The organism is Photobacterium proteolyticum (assembly GCF_001939735.1).
Lineage (GTDB): Bacteria > Pseudomonadota > Gammaproteobacteria > Enterobacterales > Vibrionaceae > Photobacterium > Photobacterium proteolyticum.
Genome location: NZ_MJIL01000079.1, coordinates 41134 through 58419, shown reverse-complemented (window position 1 = coordinate 58419; position 17286 = coordinate 41134). Strand labels below are relative to the sequence as shown.

The window sequence follows — 17286 nt, the reverse complement described above, 5'->3', positions numbered from 1 at the left end:
GACGCGATGACCACCGTTCGGCCCAAGGAGAATTACAATGACAATGAACATCCCATTCGACAAAGTGTTGGAAAAAGCCCAAGACTACAAAGCGGATATGAGCCAGTTCCTACGTGACATGATTGCAATCCCAAGCGAAAGCTGCGACGAGGAAAAAGTCGTATTGCGCATCAAAGAGGAAATGGAAAAAGTTGGTTTCGACAAAGTAGAAATCGACCCTATGGGTAACGTATTGGGTTGGATCGGTCATGGTCCGCATCTGATTGCAATGGATGCCCATATCGATACCGTTGGCGTGGGTAACATGGACAACTGGGATTTCGACCCGTACCAGGGCATGGAAGATGACGAAGTGATCGGTGGCCGTGGTGCATCGGATCAGGAAGGCGGTATGGCTTCTATGGTTTATGCCGGCAAGATCATCAAAGATCTTGGTCTTGAAGACGAGTACACCTTGCTGGTAACTGGTACCGTTCAGGAAGAAGACTGTGACGGTCTATGCTGGCAGTACATCATCGAAGAAAGCAAGATCCGTCCTGAGTTCGTCGTATCTACTGAGCCAACAGATTGCCAGATCTACCGTGGTCAGCGTGGCCGTATGGAAATTCGCATCGACGTTGCGGGTGTGAGCTGTCACGGTTCTGCGCCAGAGCGTGGTGACAACGCTATCTTCAAGATGGGCCCAATCCTGAACCAGCTGGAAGATCTGTCTCACAACCTGAAAGACGACCCATTCCTGGGTAAAGGTACACTGACTGTATCTGAAATTTTCTTCACATCTCCTAGCCGTTGTGCAGTAGCTGATAGCTGTGCTGTGTCTATCGACCGTCGTCTGACTTGGGGCGAAACTTGGGAAGGTGCACTAGACGAAATTCGTGCTCTGCCTGCAGTACAGGAAGCAAAAGCAGTTGTGTCTATGTACGAGTACAACCGTCCTGCATACACAGGTTTGGTTTACCCAACTGAGTGCTACTTCCCAACTTGGCTGATCGACGAAGAGCATGTAGCCACTAAGACTCTTGAAGCATCTTACGAGCTGCTGTTCGACAAGAAACCAACTGTTGATAAGTGGACTTTCTCTACTAACGGCGTTTCTATCATGGGCCGTTACGGTATCCCTGTTATCGGCTTTGGTCCTGGTAAAGAGCCAGAAGCACACGCGCCGAACGAGAAGACCTGGAAAGATCACCTGGTAACTTGTGCGGCAATGTACGCGGTTATCCCACAAATGTACCTGGAAGAGCTTAAGAAATAAGCCTTGATGCTGGTTAGCCAGCGTTAGGATGATTTTCCGTCCCGAGGGTGTCAGTACGCTCTGCCTTACTACTGACCTCATATCCCCCTCGGGATGGATTTTCACCAATTGACTGACTTGTCTTGTCGAAGTAGCAGTTGTCTGACTGGTACTTCGAGAAGGTTTTGGTAGATGGAATAAGGCTTCGGCCTTGAGATAAAGGGTGGCGTCATGATTTCAAAGCGTTCTTTTTCCCCGGAGTTGTATAACAGTACGGACGGCGAGTCGTCGGCCATGCTCATTCGCCATGGTATTGTGGTTGATCATCAAGATGAAAAGAAAGCCGATATCTTGATTGTTGATGGCAAGATCGCCGACGTTGCCCCTGATATCTCCAGCTATCCTGCCGGGACGCGCATTATCGATGCCGAAGGCCTGTATGTAATGCCGGGCGGTATTGATGTTCACACCCACTTCAATATTGATGTCGGCATAGCCCGCAGCAGTGATGATTTCTACACTGGCACTCGAGCCGCAGCCTGCGGTGGCACCACCATGGTGGTTGACCATATGGGATTTGGCCCCAAAGGATGCAACCTTCATCATCAGCTGGCTGTGTATAAAGACTATGCCAAGGACACTGCGGTCATCGACTATAGCTTCCATGGTGTGATCCAGCATATTAATGACGAAATCTTGTCTGAAATGGCCGATATGGTCGAGGTTGAAGGCATTTCAAGCTTTAAGTTGTACCTGACCTACGGCTATAAGCTTGATGATGAGTCTGTGCTGCGCGCCCTTACTCAGCTAAATAAAGTTCATGCCCTGACTACGGTTCACCCCGAGAACGATGCCGCCATTGCTCTGAGACGAGCGCAATTGCTCGAAGAAGGGAAGACCGCGCCTAAGTATCATGCCGAAAGCCGCCCGCTTGAATGCGAGGCCGAAGCGATTGCCAGAATGATTAATCTGGCCAAACTGGCAGGGGATGCGCCGCTGTATATCGTCCACTTATCCAACGGGCTCGGCTTGGATTATGTCCGCCTGGCTCGCCAGAACAAACAGCCTGTCTGGGCTGAAACTTGTCCGCAATATTTGTTGCTTGATGAGCGTTGTTACGAGCGCGAAGATGCGCTGAAATTTATTCTAAGTCCACCGCTGCGCCCGTTCGAGGAGCGCGAAAAACTGTGGCAGGGCCTGATGGACGGTAGCATTGATACCGTCGCAACTGATCACTGCTCGTTTACCTATGGTGAGCAGAAGCAGCGCGGTAAAGATAATTTCAGCGCCTGCCCGAACGGTATGCCCGGCGTCGAAAACCGGATGCCACTACTGTTCTCGGAAGGCGTGATGAGCGGACGGATTAGTCCGAGCCGGTTTGTCGAGCTAACCAGCTACATGCCTGCGAAGCTGTTCGGGCTATACCCGCAAAAGGGCTGTCTGGCCCAAGGTGCAGATGCTGATCTGGTGCTGTTCGATCCGAAGCAGCAGGTCACGATTACTCACGATTTATTACACGACAACACCGATTATACCCCGTATGAAGATATGAATTGTCTTGGCTGGCCGATGATGACCATCAGCCGTGGACAGGTTGTCGCATGTAATGGCGAATTTATGGGGAAAGCCGGGAATGGCCGCTTTGTTCGCCGCAAACCGTTTCCGCATCAGTAGTTTCTAGTTGCTGATGTTCCAGAAGAAGAATGTGTCGGAAACGGTGTTAGACCACAATTAGAATTCAAGGAGTTAACATGAAACCCACCGCTGTTGTTGCCCTAGGCGGCAATGCATTGCTACGTCGTGGCGACGCGCCAAGTTTTGAAAACCAGTTGGCGAATATTAAGATTGCGGCCAAAGCGATTGCCGAGATTGCCAAAGAATATCAGGTTGCGATCGTCCATGGTAACGGACCGCAGGTTGGCCTGCTTGCTTTGCAAAACTTGGCTTACGACAAAGTGTCCCCTTATCCGCTTGATGTATTGGGTGCCGAAAGTGAAGGCATGATTGGTTATATGCTTGCTCAGGAACTGCAGAACCTGCTGCCGGAAACGGAAGTCACCAGCCTGCTTACCCGTATCGAAGTCAATGCTGACGATCCAAGCATGCTGGATCCGACTAAGTTTGTTGGCCCTGTCTACAACGAAGAAGAAGCCGGCATTTTGGCTGAAGCCAATAACTGGATCATGAAGCGTGATGGTGATTACGTCCGTCGCGTGGTGCCATCTCCTAAGCCGATTAATATTATCGACAAGAAGTCGATTGATACTTTGCTCGATGCTGGTCAGATCGTCATTTGCTGTGGCGGTGGTGGTATTCCGGTATGCCGAAGCGAATTTGGCTACAAGGGCGTTGAAGGCGTGATTGATAAAGATCTGGCCGCAACTTTGCTGGCTAAACAGCTTAAAGCTGACAAGCTGTTGATCCTGACTGATGCTGATGCCGTTTACCTGGACTGGGGTACAGAGCAGCAGCGTGCACTCCGTGCGACAACGCCGGCTCAGCTAAGTGAATATCAGTTCCCTGCCGGTTCAATGGGGCCTAAAGTCGAAGCCGCGGCAGATTTTGCCCAGTTCGGCGGACGTGCGTATATCGGTGCACTTGAAGAAGGTTTGGATGTACTGGCAGAGCGTGCCGGTACTTGCGTCGCCGTATAATTATTCAATATTCCCTACAGTTGATACCAATCTACTAAGTCGTTGAGCGTCTGTATTAACAGACGCAACGGCTTATTTGAGTTGGTACAACAAAACGAGATGTACCTTCGACGAACAATTCATATAACTAGGTGCTGTGGGTGAAGGGGGCGACCTGACACAGGTTGCCGCTACAGCAGCATAACGCCATAAGGGTACGTTTCATCATTTTTACCGACAAAAGGTAGAACATTATGAGCAATTGTCCTAAGGATATGACACTGCCACCAGATCTCACCCTGAAAAAAGGTTCTGGACCAGTTCGTACCAAATTCCCTATCTATTCCAACTCCCTCCCGCCATGTAACCATGCATGCCCGACAGGCAGCAATATTCAGGAATGGCTGTCACTGGCTCAGTCCGAGCAATACGAAGAGGCCTTTCAGGCTCTTATCAAGAACAACCCGATGCCTGCCATACATGGCCGGGTGTGTTATCACCCCTGTGAGTCTGCCTGTAACCGGGCCAATGTCGATCAGGCGGTCAGTATCCATGCTGTCGAGCGCTTTCTGGGCGATCAGGCCCTTGAGAAAAAGTGGCCGGTCAGGTTTGATGCCGAGCCGACTGGCAAGCGGGTACTGATAGTCGGTGCCGGGCCGAGTGGCCTGGCGACGGCTTATCACCTTAAGCGCAAAGGGCACGATGTCGAGATCCGCGATGCGGCACCGATGGCCGGCGGTATGATGCACTTCGGTATTCCGGCTTACCGTTTACCGCGCGATATTCTTGAAAACGAAATTGCCCGTATCGAAGCAATGGGCATAAAAATTGTCCTAAACCATAAAGTTGAGGATTTGCTGGCTGAAAAAGTCAAAGGTCAGTTTGATGCAGTCTTTCTGGCTATTGGTGCCCATGTCGGCCGTGGCGTCGATATTCCGAATGACGATCCCGGTAAGGTGAACGATGCAGTGTCCTATCTGCGCGCTATTGAGATGAACACGGCGCCGAAGCTGGGCCAGCGCGTAGCTGTTTACGGTGGGGGTAATACTGCGATGGATGCGGCACGTACGGCACGCCGAATGGGTGCCGATGTGATGGTTATCTACCGCCGAGATCGTGCCCATATGCCAGCCCATGATTTTGAATGTGTCGAAGCGATGGAAGAGGGCGTGACGTTCCACTGGCAGCGTACGATCAACCAGATTGACGGAACCACGTTTACGCTTGAAAAAATGAACATAGACGATAATGGTCGTCCACAACCAACAGGTGTGTTTGAAACTGTCGAAGCCGATTCGCTTATTCTGGCGCTGGGTCAGAATATCGATACTCAGCTGACAAAGAATATCCCGGGTGTCGAACATAAATGGGATGGCACTGTGATGGTGAATGAGCAGATGATGACCGGTTACCAGGGCTTGTTTGCCGGTGGTGATATGGTCCCTTGTGATCGCACTGTCACCATTGCTGTCGGCCACGGTAAAAAAGCGGCCTCCCATATTGATGCCTTCCTTAATAAACGTATCTTCACCAAAGTGACCAAGCAACCGTTGATTAAGTTCGACAAGCTGCATCTTTGGTACAAAACCGATGCGGATCAGAGCGAACAACCAGCGATCCCGGTGATCAAGCGGGCAACATCATTTGATGAAGTGGTCGGCGGGCTGACAGAGCAGGAAGCCTTATTCGAGGCCCAGCGCTGTTACTCCTGTGGTAACTGTTTTGAGTGTAATGGCTGTTTTGGAGCCTGTCCGCACGGGGCGATTACCCGCCTTGGCAAAGGAAAAGGCTACAAGGTGGATTACGACAAGTGTACCGGGTGCGAAGCCTGTTATTCGCAATGTCCTTGTCATGCGATCGAAATGGTCGCGGCGGAAATGGAGTAGGAGCTGATCATGACTGAGAAAACGAAACTTTCGTCCGAGCAAGTCATGCACACTTGCGACGGAAATGAAGCCGCGGCGCACATTGCCTATCGTGTCAGTGAAGTGTGTGCAATTTATCCAATTACCCCTTCGTCTACGATGGCTGAATTTGCCGACCAGTGGGCTGCGGAAGACCAGCGCAATATCTGGGGTAATATCCCGTTGATTGCAGAAATGCAGAGTGAGGGTGGGGCGGCTGGTACCGTACACGGTGCGTTGCAAAGCGGTGCATTGACGACGACCTTTACTGCCTCGCAGGGGCTAATGCTGATGCTGCCGAACATGTACAAGATTGCCGGTGAGCTTACCTCGGCAGTGTTCCATGTAGCGGCGCGTTCATTGGCGGCACAAGGCTTGTCAATCTTTGGCGATCATCAGGATATCATGGCTGCCCGCGGAACCGGCTTTGCCTTGTTGGCGTCTTCCTCGGTGCAGGAAGCCCATGACATGGCGCTGGTGGCACATGCTGCGACTCTGGATGCACGGATCCCCTTCATCCATTTCTTTGATGGCTTCAGAACCTCGCACGAGGTTAACAAGATCAGCCTGATCCCGGATGCCGATATCCGTACCATGATCTCTGACGAGTTGGTACGGGCGCACCGTGAGCGTGGGCTGAGCCCGGATTCGCCGTTCATTCGTGGTACGGCGCAGAACCCGGATGTTTATTTCCAGGGACGGGAAACGGTTAATCCATATTATGCCAGAACACCTGAAATTGTAGAGGCTTGCATGGACAAGCTGGGCGAACTTACCGGTCGCCGCTACAAACTGATGGAGTTCTTTGGTGCACCTGACGCCGAGCATGTAGTGATAGCGATGGGCTCCGGTGTTGAAACGGTGAAAGAGACCGTCGAGTATTTGGTGGCACAAGGCAAGAAAGTCGGTGTGTTGCAGGTACGTTTGTATCGTCCACTGTCAGCCAGGCACCTGCTTGAAGCGCTGCCGCTGACGACACAGAAAATCACTGTGCTTGATCGAACCAAAGAGCCGGGCGCCAATGCGGATCCTTTGTATCAGGATGTGCTAACTGCTCTTATGGATTCTCTTAATAACAATGGGCAGGAGCATTTCGAGAAAATGCCTCGCTTGATCGCCGGTCGCTATGGCCTGTCAAGCAAGGAGTTTACACCGGCAATGGTCAAGGCGGTGTTCGATAACCTTGAACTGGACCAGCCAAAGCATCACTTTACCGTAGGCATTATCGACGATGTAAGCCATTCACATCTGGATGTCGACGCCAGCTTCGATATTGAATCCAATGATGTCGTGCGTGCGATGTTCTACGGTCTGGGTGCCGATGGTACCGTCGGGGCGAACAAAAATACCATCAAGATCATCGGTGAAGATCCGGATTATTTCGCACAGGGCTACTTTGTCTATGACTCGAAAAAATCAGGCTCGCAAACCGAATCGCACCTGAGGTTCGGCCATCATCCGGTTAATAGCCCTTACTTGATCCAGTCGGCTAACTTTGTCGCCTGCCATCAGGCTACCTTTGTCGAAAGTACCGATATGCTGGCAAAAGCGGCCGATAATGCCACTTTCTTGCTCAATACTACAGCATCGGTTGATGAAGTCTGGGATAGGCTGCCTGCTCGTATGCAGCAGCAGCTTATCGAGCGCAACATGCAGCTTCATATTATTGATGCCTACAAGGTTGCGCGTGATACCGGTATGGGCAACCGTATCAACACTATCATGCAGACTTGCTTCTTTGCCCTTTCCGGCGTACTGGAAAAAGATCTGGCGATTGCCAAGATCAAAAAGGCCATCGAGAAGACGTATTCTCGCAAAGGGCCGGAAGTGGTTCAGAAGAACTTTGCTGCTGTTGACCATACACTGGCACACCTTTATCAGGTTGAAGTGCCTGCCACGGTGACGGCTAGCGAACAGGACAAGCCGGTGGTGTCGGAGAAAGCGCCGGAGTTTGTGCAGAAAGTGACGGCTCAGATGATGGCTGGCAAGGGAGACTTGATCCCGGTTTCCATGTTGCCTGTCGACGGTACTTATCCGTCGGGTACAACCCAGTGGGAGAAGCGAAACATTGCCCAGAAAATCCCGGTCTGGGAGCAGCAAGACTGTATTCAGTGCGGTAACTGCAGCATCGTTTGTCCTCATGCGGCGATAAGGGCCAAGTTCTACGATAAGTCGAAACTCGAAGAAGCACCGGAAGGCTTTAAGTCTGCGGGTATTACCGCTCGTGGTTTCCCGGACACCCGCTATACGTTGCAGGTGTATGCCGAAGATTGCACCGGATGTAGCCTGTGCGTCGATGCCTGTCCGATGGTCGTTCAGGAGACGACGGACGATCAGCCTGAACGCAAGGCCATCAATATGGAACTGAAAGCGCCATATATGGAGCAGGAGAAGCGCAACCTCGACTTCTTCGAAACTATTCCATATAACGAGCGTGCCCGTGTTGATTTCTCCAATGTTCGCGGCGCCCAGTTCCTTCAGCCGTTGTTTGAGTTCTCGGGAGCGTGTTCGGGCTGTGGTGAAACCCCGTATCTCAAGTTGATGTCCCAGTTATTTGGTGATCGCCTTATGATTGCCAACGCGACGGGATGTTCGTCGATTTATGGCGGTAACTTGCCGACAACGCCTTGGGCGAAGAATGCCGAAGGGCGCGGACCGGCCTGGGCTAACTCGCTGTTCGAAGATAACGCTGAATTTGGTTTCGGTTTCCGCCTTGCCGCCGTCAAGCAGCACGAGATGGCTGAGCAGTTGCTGGTGGAAAATCGCGAGCAGCTTGATCCACTACTGGTTGATCAACTATTGCATGCCGAGCAACTGACCGAAACGGATATCCAGGCCCAGATCAAACGGGTAGATACCCTGAAGGCGGAATTGGAAACCATTGGCACTGAGTCTGCCAAGAACCTGATGTCAGTCGCTGACCAACTTATCCGCCGTTCTATTTGGATAGTAGGTGGTGACGGCTGGGCCTATGATATTGGATCGAGCGGTCTTGATCATGTGCTTGCCAGCGGGGCGGATGTCAACGTACTGGTTATGGATACCGAAGTGTACTCCAATACCGGCGGCCAGATGTCGAAGTCGACGCCGCTTGGTGCGGTTGCCAAGTTTGCCGCAGCTGGTAAACAGGCCACCAAGAAAGATGTGGCGATGCAGGCGATATCCTATAACAACGTCTACGTTGCCAGGGTTGCGCTAGGCGCGGATCCGCAGCAGGTACTGCTGGCTATGCGAGAAGCCGAAGCCTATAAAGGCCCGTCAATCATTATTGCCTACAGCCACTGTATTGCTCACGGTATCAATATGGAAGACGGCCTGCATCAGCAGCAACTGGCGGTGCAATCCGGTCACTGGCCGCTATTCCGCTATAATCCGGCACTGCGTGATGTCGGCGAGAATCCGTTCTCGCTTGATACCTTGCGGCCGACGATCCCGCTTGAGGAATACCGCTATAATGAGGCGCGCTACCAGATCCTGCGTCGGAGCAACCCTGAAGCCGCGGCTGAAATTACCGCTCACGCTCAGCAGGTTGCCAAGCGTAAGTGGCAGCTTTACGAAGAGCTGGCGACACGCAAGCAAGGATCGGTTGCCCCGCATGTCGAGCTTGATGCTGACTAGCGATAGCTAAGCGATAAAAATACTAAAAGGGCCATCCGGCCCTTTTTTAGTAATCTTGCTTGCATCAATGTTCATTTAGTCTGTCGTTTCGTCATCGACGTACTCAAGGATATCTCCTGGTTGGCATTGCAGGTGTTTGCAAATGGCATCCAGTGTTGACAGGCGAAGTGCCTTAGCCCTTGCATTTTTTAGGACGGACAAATTTTGTTCAGTAATCCCTATCTTTGCCGCAAGTTCATTTGAGCGCATTTTACGCTTAGCCAGCATCACATCTAGATTAATGATAATTGGCACAAAATTACCTTATATTGTTAATTCATTCTCTTCTTTCATGTCTTTGGCAAGTGCCATGACATGAGAAATAGCCCGCACCATGATACCAATAATAAAAATTGTCAACTCATTGTCCGAAAAATAGAGACCGGTATTTAAGACTTCTTCGCCAATCGATAGAACTGCACCTAATAACAGGTCAGAAAGTGCACCAATTACGGGTAGAGCAATCATCAAATTAGCAGTCTTTTTCAAACATGACACATTGCCTAAAGTGAACACTTTGCCGACACGATAAAGTCGAAAAAGCCGAACGAGTTGCCAAATAATTGCCATGTAGGCAAACGTAGGTAATAGGGCAAAGGGATAGCCCATCAGCATTTTTGCGGGTGTCAAAGGAAGGTTAACAGGGTAGGCAAATGAGATGCTGATGGCATCTCCTGACTCAACCATCGTGCCATAGATCCACATTACTGAGTCATAAAGCGGTGCCGTGATTAATATGACCCAAAGCAAAATGAGTAGCTTTTTGCTTAGTTTCTGGATGGCGTGTTGGTCTTGCATTATTGATTCTCCAAATGATTGCGTGGGAATAGATTGACATGTGGCGCTTTGTTTGGCAATAATAATTTATCGTTTTTCGATAAGATATTATTAATTAACATGAGGTTTACATGTGGAAACTTGCTCTATCTATTACAGTCGTAGCCCAGTTAGCTGGTTGTGCAGCTATGTCCGTTGAAGAGTGCAAAACGGCTGATTGGTACATGGTCGGCACAATCGATGGTCAAAATGGTGTTACTGCATCTCGGGTAAGTGACTATGTTGAAGATTGCACAGAAGAGGCGGGAGTTAGGGTCGACCGCGCTGCATGGTACGCAGGTTATGACTTAGGGCTTGCCTATTATTGCGTGGCAGAGAATGGCTACCGTATTGGTCGTGCAGGGCTGGCATACTACGGCGTCTGTGAGAACCCTATGTTTATCGAGCAATATAATCAAGGTCAAAAAGAGTACAGGATTGAACAACGCATAATGAAGATTGATCAGGAGCTGTCCTTGATAAGCCGTGAGTTAAAACAGTTAGACAAACAAGCAAATACTGACAGTGACAAAGTCAAGCGCCTAAGACGGCGTAATACAGAGCTTCGTGATGAAAGACGATCGCTGTTGGTTCCTACGATTCAGTACCATTTCACTTTCTGAAGTTGCGAGATGCGAAATCAGAAGCCTTGGTTACCGGTTTTAGTTTTTACGCTTTCGTAAACTGGAAAATCAACATTGGGGCCGTTTGGCTCTTTTTTATGTTAGGCTGTCGAGCTTAAATAAATGTGAGTATTTCCAGTGCGCTAGCAGTGCACTCTTGTGGCTATACTGGTTGGTATGCCCAATTTTAGGTTGTAAGGATAGAGGTATGGGAACACTGAATCGGATCGGCGGAGTATTGGCAGGGTTAATGGTTGCCGGAAGTGTATGGGCAGCCCCGCAGGTGGCAACACTGCAAGATGGCCGTCAGGTCGTATTACATGACGATTTTACCTGGCAGTATGTTGTGCCTGTTGAGCAAAGGCAGCACCCGGTTGCGGAGCAAAAAGCCGAGCCAAAACCTAATTTGGTAGCTCCAGTAGCGCCGGCAGCAACGGCTGTTATTACTGCGGTACCTGTGGTCACTGCGGCTAAAGGTGTGCAATTTACAGTTGGTGAGAATAAAAACATTCAGCAGTTAAGTCGCTCTGGTGTTGATGTGTTACTGCGACCTGCCTCTTACCGTAATGGCGAGCTGGTGATCCCGACCTCGTTAACCAATCAGAGCACAGAGTCGGTTGTACTGGTAGAGGTGGATGTGACCGTGTATAACCCGCAGGGCCGTGAGTTAGCTAACCAACAATCTAAGATTTGGACGTCAGTTAAGCGTATGGCCGAAACTTACTTCCGTCCTAAAACTCAGGAGAAAGGCAAACCAATCGTTGTGAAGGTGCCTGAAGCCAAGGAATACTTTATTAAAACAGAAATTATCGAAGTTGAGCACTGGTAAGTTGCTCCCTAGGCAGAAGTTTTCAGTCTTCACAGTTTAGAGTATTGTGAAGGGGAACTGATTGAGAAGCGCCAGGGCGAGGCGTAAATTAGTACGCAATGAATAACAGAGAGTCCAAACGTGTTTACTTATATCCTTGAAATGGTATGCATTGTTGCCTTTGCTCTTAGCGGCGTACTGGTTGAATCGAACCGAGGCAAAGATATTGTCAGCGTATTGCTGCTTGGCTGGGTAACAGCTTTAGGCGGTGGTACGCTTCGCGATATTATTATCAATACCGAGCAGGTCTTCTGGATCCGCGATCCTATGTATTTCTGGGTTGCATTGGTAAGCGCATGTGTTGGCTTTTTCCTCATTACTGAAATCAGGAAATCCAAAGTAGAAAAGCTGGTGGTATTTTTTGATACCATCGGCGTTTCCTTGTTTTCGGTCTTGGTGACGGAAAAACTGTATATAGCCGGTTATGCCGCTTATGTGGCCATTTCGATGGGGATGGTCACAGCCGTTTTCGGGGGCGTACTCAGAGACATTCTCGCCCACCGCGCAAACATGTTTAGTAATACGGAACTCTACGCCACCCCGGTAATACTGGGAAGCAGCCTATATGTCTTACTCTATAATGTGGGGGTCTGGGAACACTTGGCCGCAGCATTGTCGATAACTTTCTCTGTGAGCCTGCGGTTGTATTTCATCACAAAGAAAATTCGGTATCCGGGTTTTCTGATTTTGAAATAATGTTGATTAATGGCGCCTGTATTTTAACAGCTCCAATTCAATCTCCCGATTGTTGACCGTCAGTAACAGATCAAGGCTTTTGGGATAGTCGGTCTCAGTGCTTTTCACATAAGCGGCAAGCAGTTTTACATCGTCCGGGCGTGGCTTATAGCTGAGGTTCGGAAACGTATCGTAAATAGTTACAATGGCATCTTTCAGGGTTGGGGGAGCCGTATTGTTCATTGCTGGCGTCATCTCTTTTTGTGTTTTTAGTTGTTTTACTTCTTATAGTATTGATTAGGCGCTATGCACCCTTTCAGACCAGACGTATTTTATGGGGTAATTGTGACAATCGAGTTGCAACAGAGGGGTTATGTAATCAATGTTTGGGGGAGGTGTTGTGTATATTTAACTTGCCGTCTCCCCGGTGCAATAGCCGTAGGTCGAGGAGACAGCAGCACTTAGCTTAGAGTGCCAAATCACGGTTAAGAGGCTTTCTTAAGTGCCTTTTTCAGTTTCTTCAGTTTACCCTGTTGCTTGGCGACTTTAGCTTTGCGCGCCTTGATTTCTTTTTTCAGTGATTTTACTTCTTTTGAAGCCTTAGCCATTTTGTATCTCCTTGATTTTGCGTGCAGGCGAAATCGCCTCATGTTGCCGATAAAGACGAACGTATATACAAAAATAGCTGATAGAACCAAGTTGTGTTGGCTCTTGCGGTGGCCGTAAGCCTAGTTTTCTCTGAATATGACAGGACAGTGAATTTTTTATCAAAAATAATTTGAAAGTGTTTGGCTGATTACTGGGTTTTTTATCAGTTATTGATGAGCCATAATTTCTTCATCGAATACAGAGAGGAAAACGAAAGGATATAACCTAATGAGTAAACTGACGATTGTTGCCAAGATTGAAGCGAAGCCTGAAAGTATTGAGTTGGTTAAGGCCGAGCTACTGAAACTTCTCGAGCCAACAAGAAGTGAAGCCGGATGCATCCAGTACGACTTGCATCAAGATAACACTAACCCAACGGTTTTCGTCTTTTATGAAAACTGGGAGAGTCGTGAGCTTTGGCAGGCCCATATGAATAACGACCACCTGAAAGCGTATATGGCAGCGACTGAAGGGGCCGTGACTAACTTCACTCTTAATGAAATGGCTGTAATCGAATAGTCATAGAATTAAGTACCGATTGCATTGTTGCAGGCAGGATGATGAACCAGTTTGTGGGCCTGCCACAATGTAATCAAACCCATACTCAATTGGAGTTCTTCCCTAATTTACGGCGAAGATGCCAGCTTTGAGCTAGGTATCATATTTGTGCTTATCTTTTACCCGTCTATAATGCTTTTTCTCAATTCGCGGGCATTGGTTGAGTACCGATTACAGCTCGATAATAAGAAGAACTCTCTATATGATGTATTTGGTGTCGTCTATAACAAAAGCAGACTATTTTGCAGCTTTAAGGCGGCATGCAATACCTTTGCTAGTCGTTTTACTCTGTTTCGGTGCCTGGTGGCAGTTGGCACGTTGGTATGAGTCGTTTCTTCAAGATGAGTCTATTGTTGAGATGCGCTTGGAGCTCAATCAATATGCTCAGAATCTCTCTTCGGTGATAAATAATCGCCTGACATTACTGCACGCGTTATCTTCTTTTGTTGAAACCGATATTGTTCATTACCAGACGCTTACACCTGAGTCGGAACAACAGGCCGAGACTTTTCTTGCAGGTTTACGTTCATCGGAAAAAGGCATCCGCAACTTTGCCATTGCGCCTGAAGGGGTGATCAGTTTTGTTTACCCATTGGCGGGGAATCAAAGAGCGCTTGGCCATGATCTGATCAACGATCATCAGGTTGGGGTGCGAACCGTGTCGTTACGGGCAATCAGTAGCCGGGAAATAGCGCACTCTGATCCCTACGAGCTTCGACAGGGTGGCCTGGGCTTTGTGGCTCGAAAAGCTATTTATGATGATGATGGTTACTGGGGCCTTGTCAGCATGGTGCTGGATATGGTGCCTATTATTGAAGATGCTGGGATTATGGATGCGGAGACCAATGTTGTCATGGCGATCAGAGATAGCCAGGAACAAGTTTTCTTTGGTTCGCCAAAAATATTCGAACAGTCTGGATTAATTAAACAGGTCAATATGCCTGACGGCTACTGGGAAATTGCGGCAATTCCGTTGCCGACCAGTAGCAGCAAAACCAAACTTTTGATCTTTAAAACAATAACTGCTGCCTTTTTAGTGTTGCTGTGTGGGGTAGGGTTTAAGTTAGTCCCAACTCGCAGCGAGCATGAGGGAAATATAGCCTTCTTGCAACGACGCTCTAAGTCATTGTCTGCCGACCCTGTCAGTCCTCCTTTTACGGCTCCCGGATGGCTTTCACCTTTGCTGACCTCGACGGCGATTATTGCTGCTGTGATTGGTTTTCACAGCTTTCTGAAGGGAAGTGATGATATGGTGCAGAAATATCAGCTTACCCGTTCAATTGGACAAATCACCAACAACCTTGAGCGTAAACTGGATGCGGATCGTGAATACCTGTTGCTGATTGCACAGGAGCTGGCACAAGGTAGCCTTGATGTTTCCTCTTTTCAGGCCAGGGTTTCTCGTTATGTTAATGATCACTCCGGATTGATTAATGTGACCTGGGCTGATAGTGATTTTGTGATCCGTCATACCGCGCCACTTGAAGGTAACCAGCAGGTATTGGGGCTCAAGCTTTCCTTGCCAGAGCCCGAGCGCGCATCGAGGCTGGCGTATAAAAGTCATAAGCCGACTTATACCAAGCCGTTTATGGTGATCCAGGGCAAAGCGGCTTTTGAATTATATGTACCGATCTTTAAAGGCGGCGAGTTTCTTGGCACCTTGGGTGGTGTTTATTCAATTAAGGAATTGCTTGATAGTGAAATCACTCAGGTACTGGGGTCTCGCTATGAAATAGAGGTGCTTAGCACAGCTGGTGATGTGTTCTATCAAAAGAGTGATGGCCAAATATCGGCCGGTTTATCAAAGACGGTTCCGATCAAACCGACACCGGGCAGTTTGTGGCTTCGGTTAAGTGCCTATGAGCAAGGCCCGAACCAAGGGGCTAGGCTCTTTATGATGCTGACCATAGTATTGGCGGGTGGTGTTGGCTTGAGTATGTGGCTGCAGTTCAGGGAAAGCTATAAGCAGTGGCGTATCAGCAAGGCGCTTCATGAAAGCCAGCAGCATTTTCACGCGATAGCCCAGGCTTCGCCTACAGCCGTGATGATGATTAACCAGGGAAGTAGCGACATATTGTATGCCAACCGGCAGGCGCATGAGCTATTTAGCCTGTCGGGGGCAGCCCTGGTTGGACAGAGTATCGATGATTATTTCCACATTGCGGTTAAGGGTCAGTCATTTCTGTCTGTTGTCGGGAAACAAGCACGGCTGGAAGATTTCGAATTGCAGATGAAGAAGTCCAGTGGCGAGCTGTTCTGTGCGTTAATATCCTATCGTCAGGTTGATCATGAAGGGGAAACGGCTCTCGTGCTCAGTATCTCGGATCTTACCGAGCGAAAGCGTTATGAAAACCAGCTTTATCATCAGGCAAATTATGACAATTTGACCGGATTGCCAAATAGGGTACTGGCTTTCGAGCGGCTGGATCGCGCCCTGGAGACGGCCAGGCAGGAGGAGAACCTCGTTGCTTTGCTGTTTATTGATTTGGATCTTTTTAAAAACGTGAACGATAGTCTGGGCCACAGTGCCGGTGATCAGTTGTTGGTTGAAGTTGCCAGACGTTTGTCAGAGTGTGTTCGTAGCAGTGATACTGTCGCACGCTTGGGGGGAGATGAGTTCACCATTATTCTGCCGGGATTAAAAGATATTGCTGGTGCCGAGCAGGTCGCCAGAAAGGTGACCGAAGCATGTGCATTGCCGCTATCCGTTGGCGCTAATGAGGTGTCGATCAGTGCCAGTATCGGCATCACCATGTTCCCGGATGACGGCATAGACTACGAACAGCTGATACATAATGCTGACATAGCGATGTACAAAAGTAAGGAAGCGGGGCGTAACCAGTTTTATTTTTATACGACACAGATGAATGAACAGACTCAGGCACAGCTAAAGCTGGAAACCGAGTTAAAGCGGGCGCTCGAGCGTGACGAGTTTACACTCTTCTATCAACCCTTGGTTGCCACAACCAACTGTGAGGTGGTTGGTGCCGAAGCGTTGTTGCGCTGGCATAACCCGGAGCTTGGACACGTTAGTCCTGCTGAGTTTATTCCTGTGGCCGAATCAACGGGGCTTATTGTGGATATCGGCCTCTGGGTATTAAAAACTGCGTGTACGCAGGCCAGACAATGGCAGAATGATGAAGGAATGCCGCAGTACGTGGCGGTTAATGTCTCTGGCCATCAGCTGAAGACAGCTGATTTTGTTAAGACTATAGCGCAGGTTCTGGAAGAGACTGGGTTATCACCGACGTTACTGGAGCTGGAGATCACTGAGAGTGTGCTTTTGGATGATCCTGAAGGTAACCGCAAAACCCTTGAGGAACTGGCAGCCATGGGCGTGCGTCTTGCGATCGATGATTTCGGCACCGGCTATTCTTCGCTGAGTTATTTGCGGCGATTCCCGTTTGATACGCTGAAAATTGACCGTTCTTTTATCGGTGACATTGCCGGTGAGGACGAAGCCGCCAAGCTGGTCAGCGCGATTATCTCGATAGCTGATGTACTTGGGCTAAAAACTGTCGCGGAAGGTGTTGAGAACCAAGAGCAGCTGGACTATCTGATAGCTCAAGGGTGTGATTTCTCGCAAGGGTTTTATATTGCCAAACCTATGCCGCAAGAGAAACTAGTGCAGGAATATACTTTGTAGAGGCATAGCCGACCAAGCCGTATT

The 17286-nt window shown here is 49.2% G+C and carries 14 protein-coding genes; 10 read left to right on the top strand and 4 right to left on the bottom strand.

Annotated features, from left to right (window positions below):
- Positions 1–37: 37 nt before the first annotated feature.
- From BIT28_RS15085 to nifJ, 5 genes are all read left to right on the top strand, one after another.
- Positions 38–1255, top strand: coding sequence for a YgeY family selenium metabolism-linked hydrolase (locus tag BIT28_RS15085; RefSeq protein WP_075765137.1), 1218 nt, complete (start codon positions 38–40; stop codon positions 1253–1255).
- A gap of 210 nt (positions 1256–1465) precedes the next feature.
- Positions 1466–2908, top strand: coding sequence for a dihydropyrimidinase (hydA, locus tag BIT28_RS15080; RefSeq protein WP_083651869.1), 1443 nt, complete (start codon positions 1466–1468; stop codon positions 2906–2908).
- A gap of 77 nt (positions 2909–2985) precedes the next feature.
- Positions 2986–3888 (top strand): carbamate kinase, encoded by a 903-nt coding sequence (arcC, locus tag BIT28_RS15075; protein ID WP_075765135.1) that lies wholly within the window; start codon positions 2986–2988, stop codon positions 3886–3888.
- Positions 3889–4121: 233 nt separating this feature from the next.
- The gene (locus BIT28_RS15070) at positions 4122–5753 is read left to right on the top strand and encodes an NAD(P)-binding protein (RefSeq protein WP_075765133.1); all 1632 of its coding nucleotides are present in this window, start codon (positions 4122–4124) and stop codon (positions 5751–5753) included.
- 9 nt (positions 5754–5762) lie between these two features.
- The gene (gene nifJ, locus BIT28_RS15065; RefSeq protein WP_075765131.1) at positions 5763–9389 is read left to right on the top strand and encodes a pyruvate:ferredoxin (flavodoxin) oxidoreductase; all 3627 of its coding nucleotides are present in this window, start codon (positions 5763–5765) and stop codon (positions 9387–9389) included.
- 75 nt (positions 9390–9464) lie between these two features.
- On the opposite strand, the gene BIT28_RS15060 is transcribed toward nifJ, so the two are convergent.
- Both BIT28_RS15060 and BIT28_RS15055 read right to left on the bottom strand, forming a co-directional pair.
- Positions 9465–9683, bottom strand: a complete 219-nt coding sequence (locus BIT28_RS15060) for a helix-turn-helix domain-containing protein (RefSeq protein ID WP_075765129.1) — start codon at positions 9681–9683, stop codon at positions 9465–9467.
- Positions 9684–9692: 9 nt separating this feature from the next.
- Positions 9693–10226 carry a DUF2975 domain-containing protein gene (locus BIT28_RS15055; RefSeq protein WP_075765127.1) on the bottom strand — a complete coding sequence of 178 codons (534 nt, stop codon included), beginning with the start codon at positions 10224–10226 and terminating at the stop codon, positions 9693–9695.
- 110 nt (positions 10227–10336) lie between these two features.
- On the opposite strand from BIT28_RS15055, the gene BIT28_RS15050 reads away from it, so the two are divergent.
- The 3 genes from BIT28_RS15050 to BIT28_RS15040 all read left to right on the top strand — a co-directional run bounded on the left by BIT28_RS15050 (position 10337) and on the right by BIT28_RS15040 (position 12431).
- A complete protein-coding gene (locus tag BIT28_RS15050) occupies positions 10337–10867 on the top strand; it encodes a DUF2799 domain-containing protein (RefSeq protein WP_075765125.1) in 531 nt (176 codons plus the stop codon).
- 208 nt (positions 10868–11075) lie between these two features.
- Positions 11076–11696: a DUF3157 family protein gene (locus tag BIT28_RS15045; RefSeq protein ID WP_075765123.1), complete on the top strand. Its 621-nt coding sequence runs from the start codon at positions 11076–11078 to the stop codon at positions 11694–11696.
- A 120-nt stretch (positions 11697–11816) separates the two neighbouring features.
- Entirely contained in the window at positions 11817–12431 is a 615-nt protein-coding gene (locus tag BIT28_RS15040; protein ID WP_075765121.1) for a trimeric intracellular cation channel family protein, read from the top strand.
- Between the two features lie 6 nt (positions 12432–12437).
- Here BIT28_RS15040 and BIT28_RS15035 read toward each other — a convergent pair whose 3' ends face one another.
- A complete protein-coding gene (locus tag BIT28_RS15035) occupies positions 12438–12653 on the bottom strand; it encodes a hypothetical protein (RefSeq protein WP_075765119.1) in 216 nt (71 codons plus the stop codon).
- Between the two features lie 242 nt (positions 12654–12895).
- Complete coding sequence (locus tag BIT28_RS30195; protein WP_281251578.1) at positions 12896–13018, bottom strand: hypothetical protein; 123 nt, start codon at positions 13016–13018, stop codon at positions 12896–12898.
- Positions 13019–13286: 268 nt separating this feature from the next.
- Here BIT28_RS30195 and BIT28_RS15030 point away from each other — a divergent pair, with 268 nt between their 5' ends.
- Complete coding sequence (locus BIT28_RS15030) at positions 13287–13577, top strand: putative quinol monooxygenase (RefSeq protein ID WP_075765117.1); 291 nt, start codon at positions 13287–13289, stop codon at positions 13575–13577.
- A gap of 310 nt (positions 13578–13887) precedes the next feature.
- On the top strand, positions 13888–17262 hold the full coding sequence (locus BIT28_RS15025) for a bifunctional diguanylate cyclase/phosphodiesterase (RefSeq protein WP_175577540.1): 3375 nt from the start codon (positions 13888–13890) through the stop codon (positions 17260–17262).
- Positions 17263–17286 lie beyond the last annotated feature (24 nt).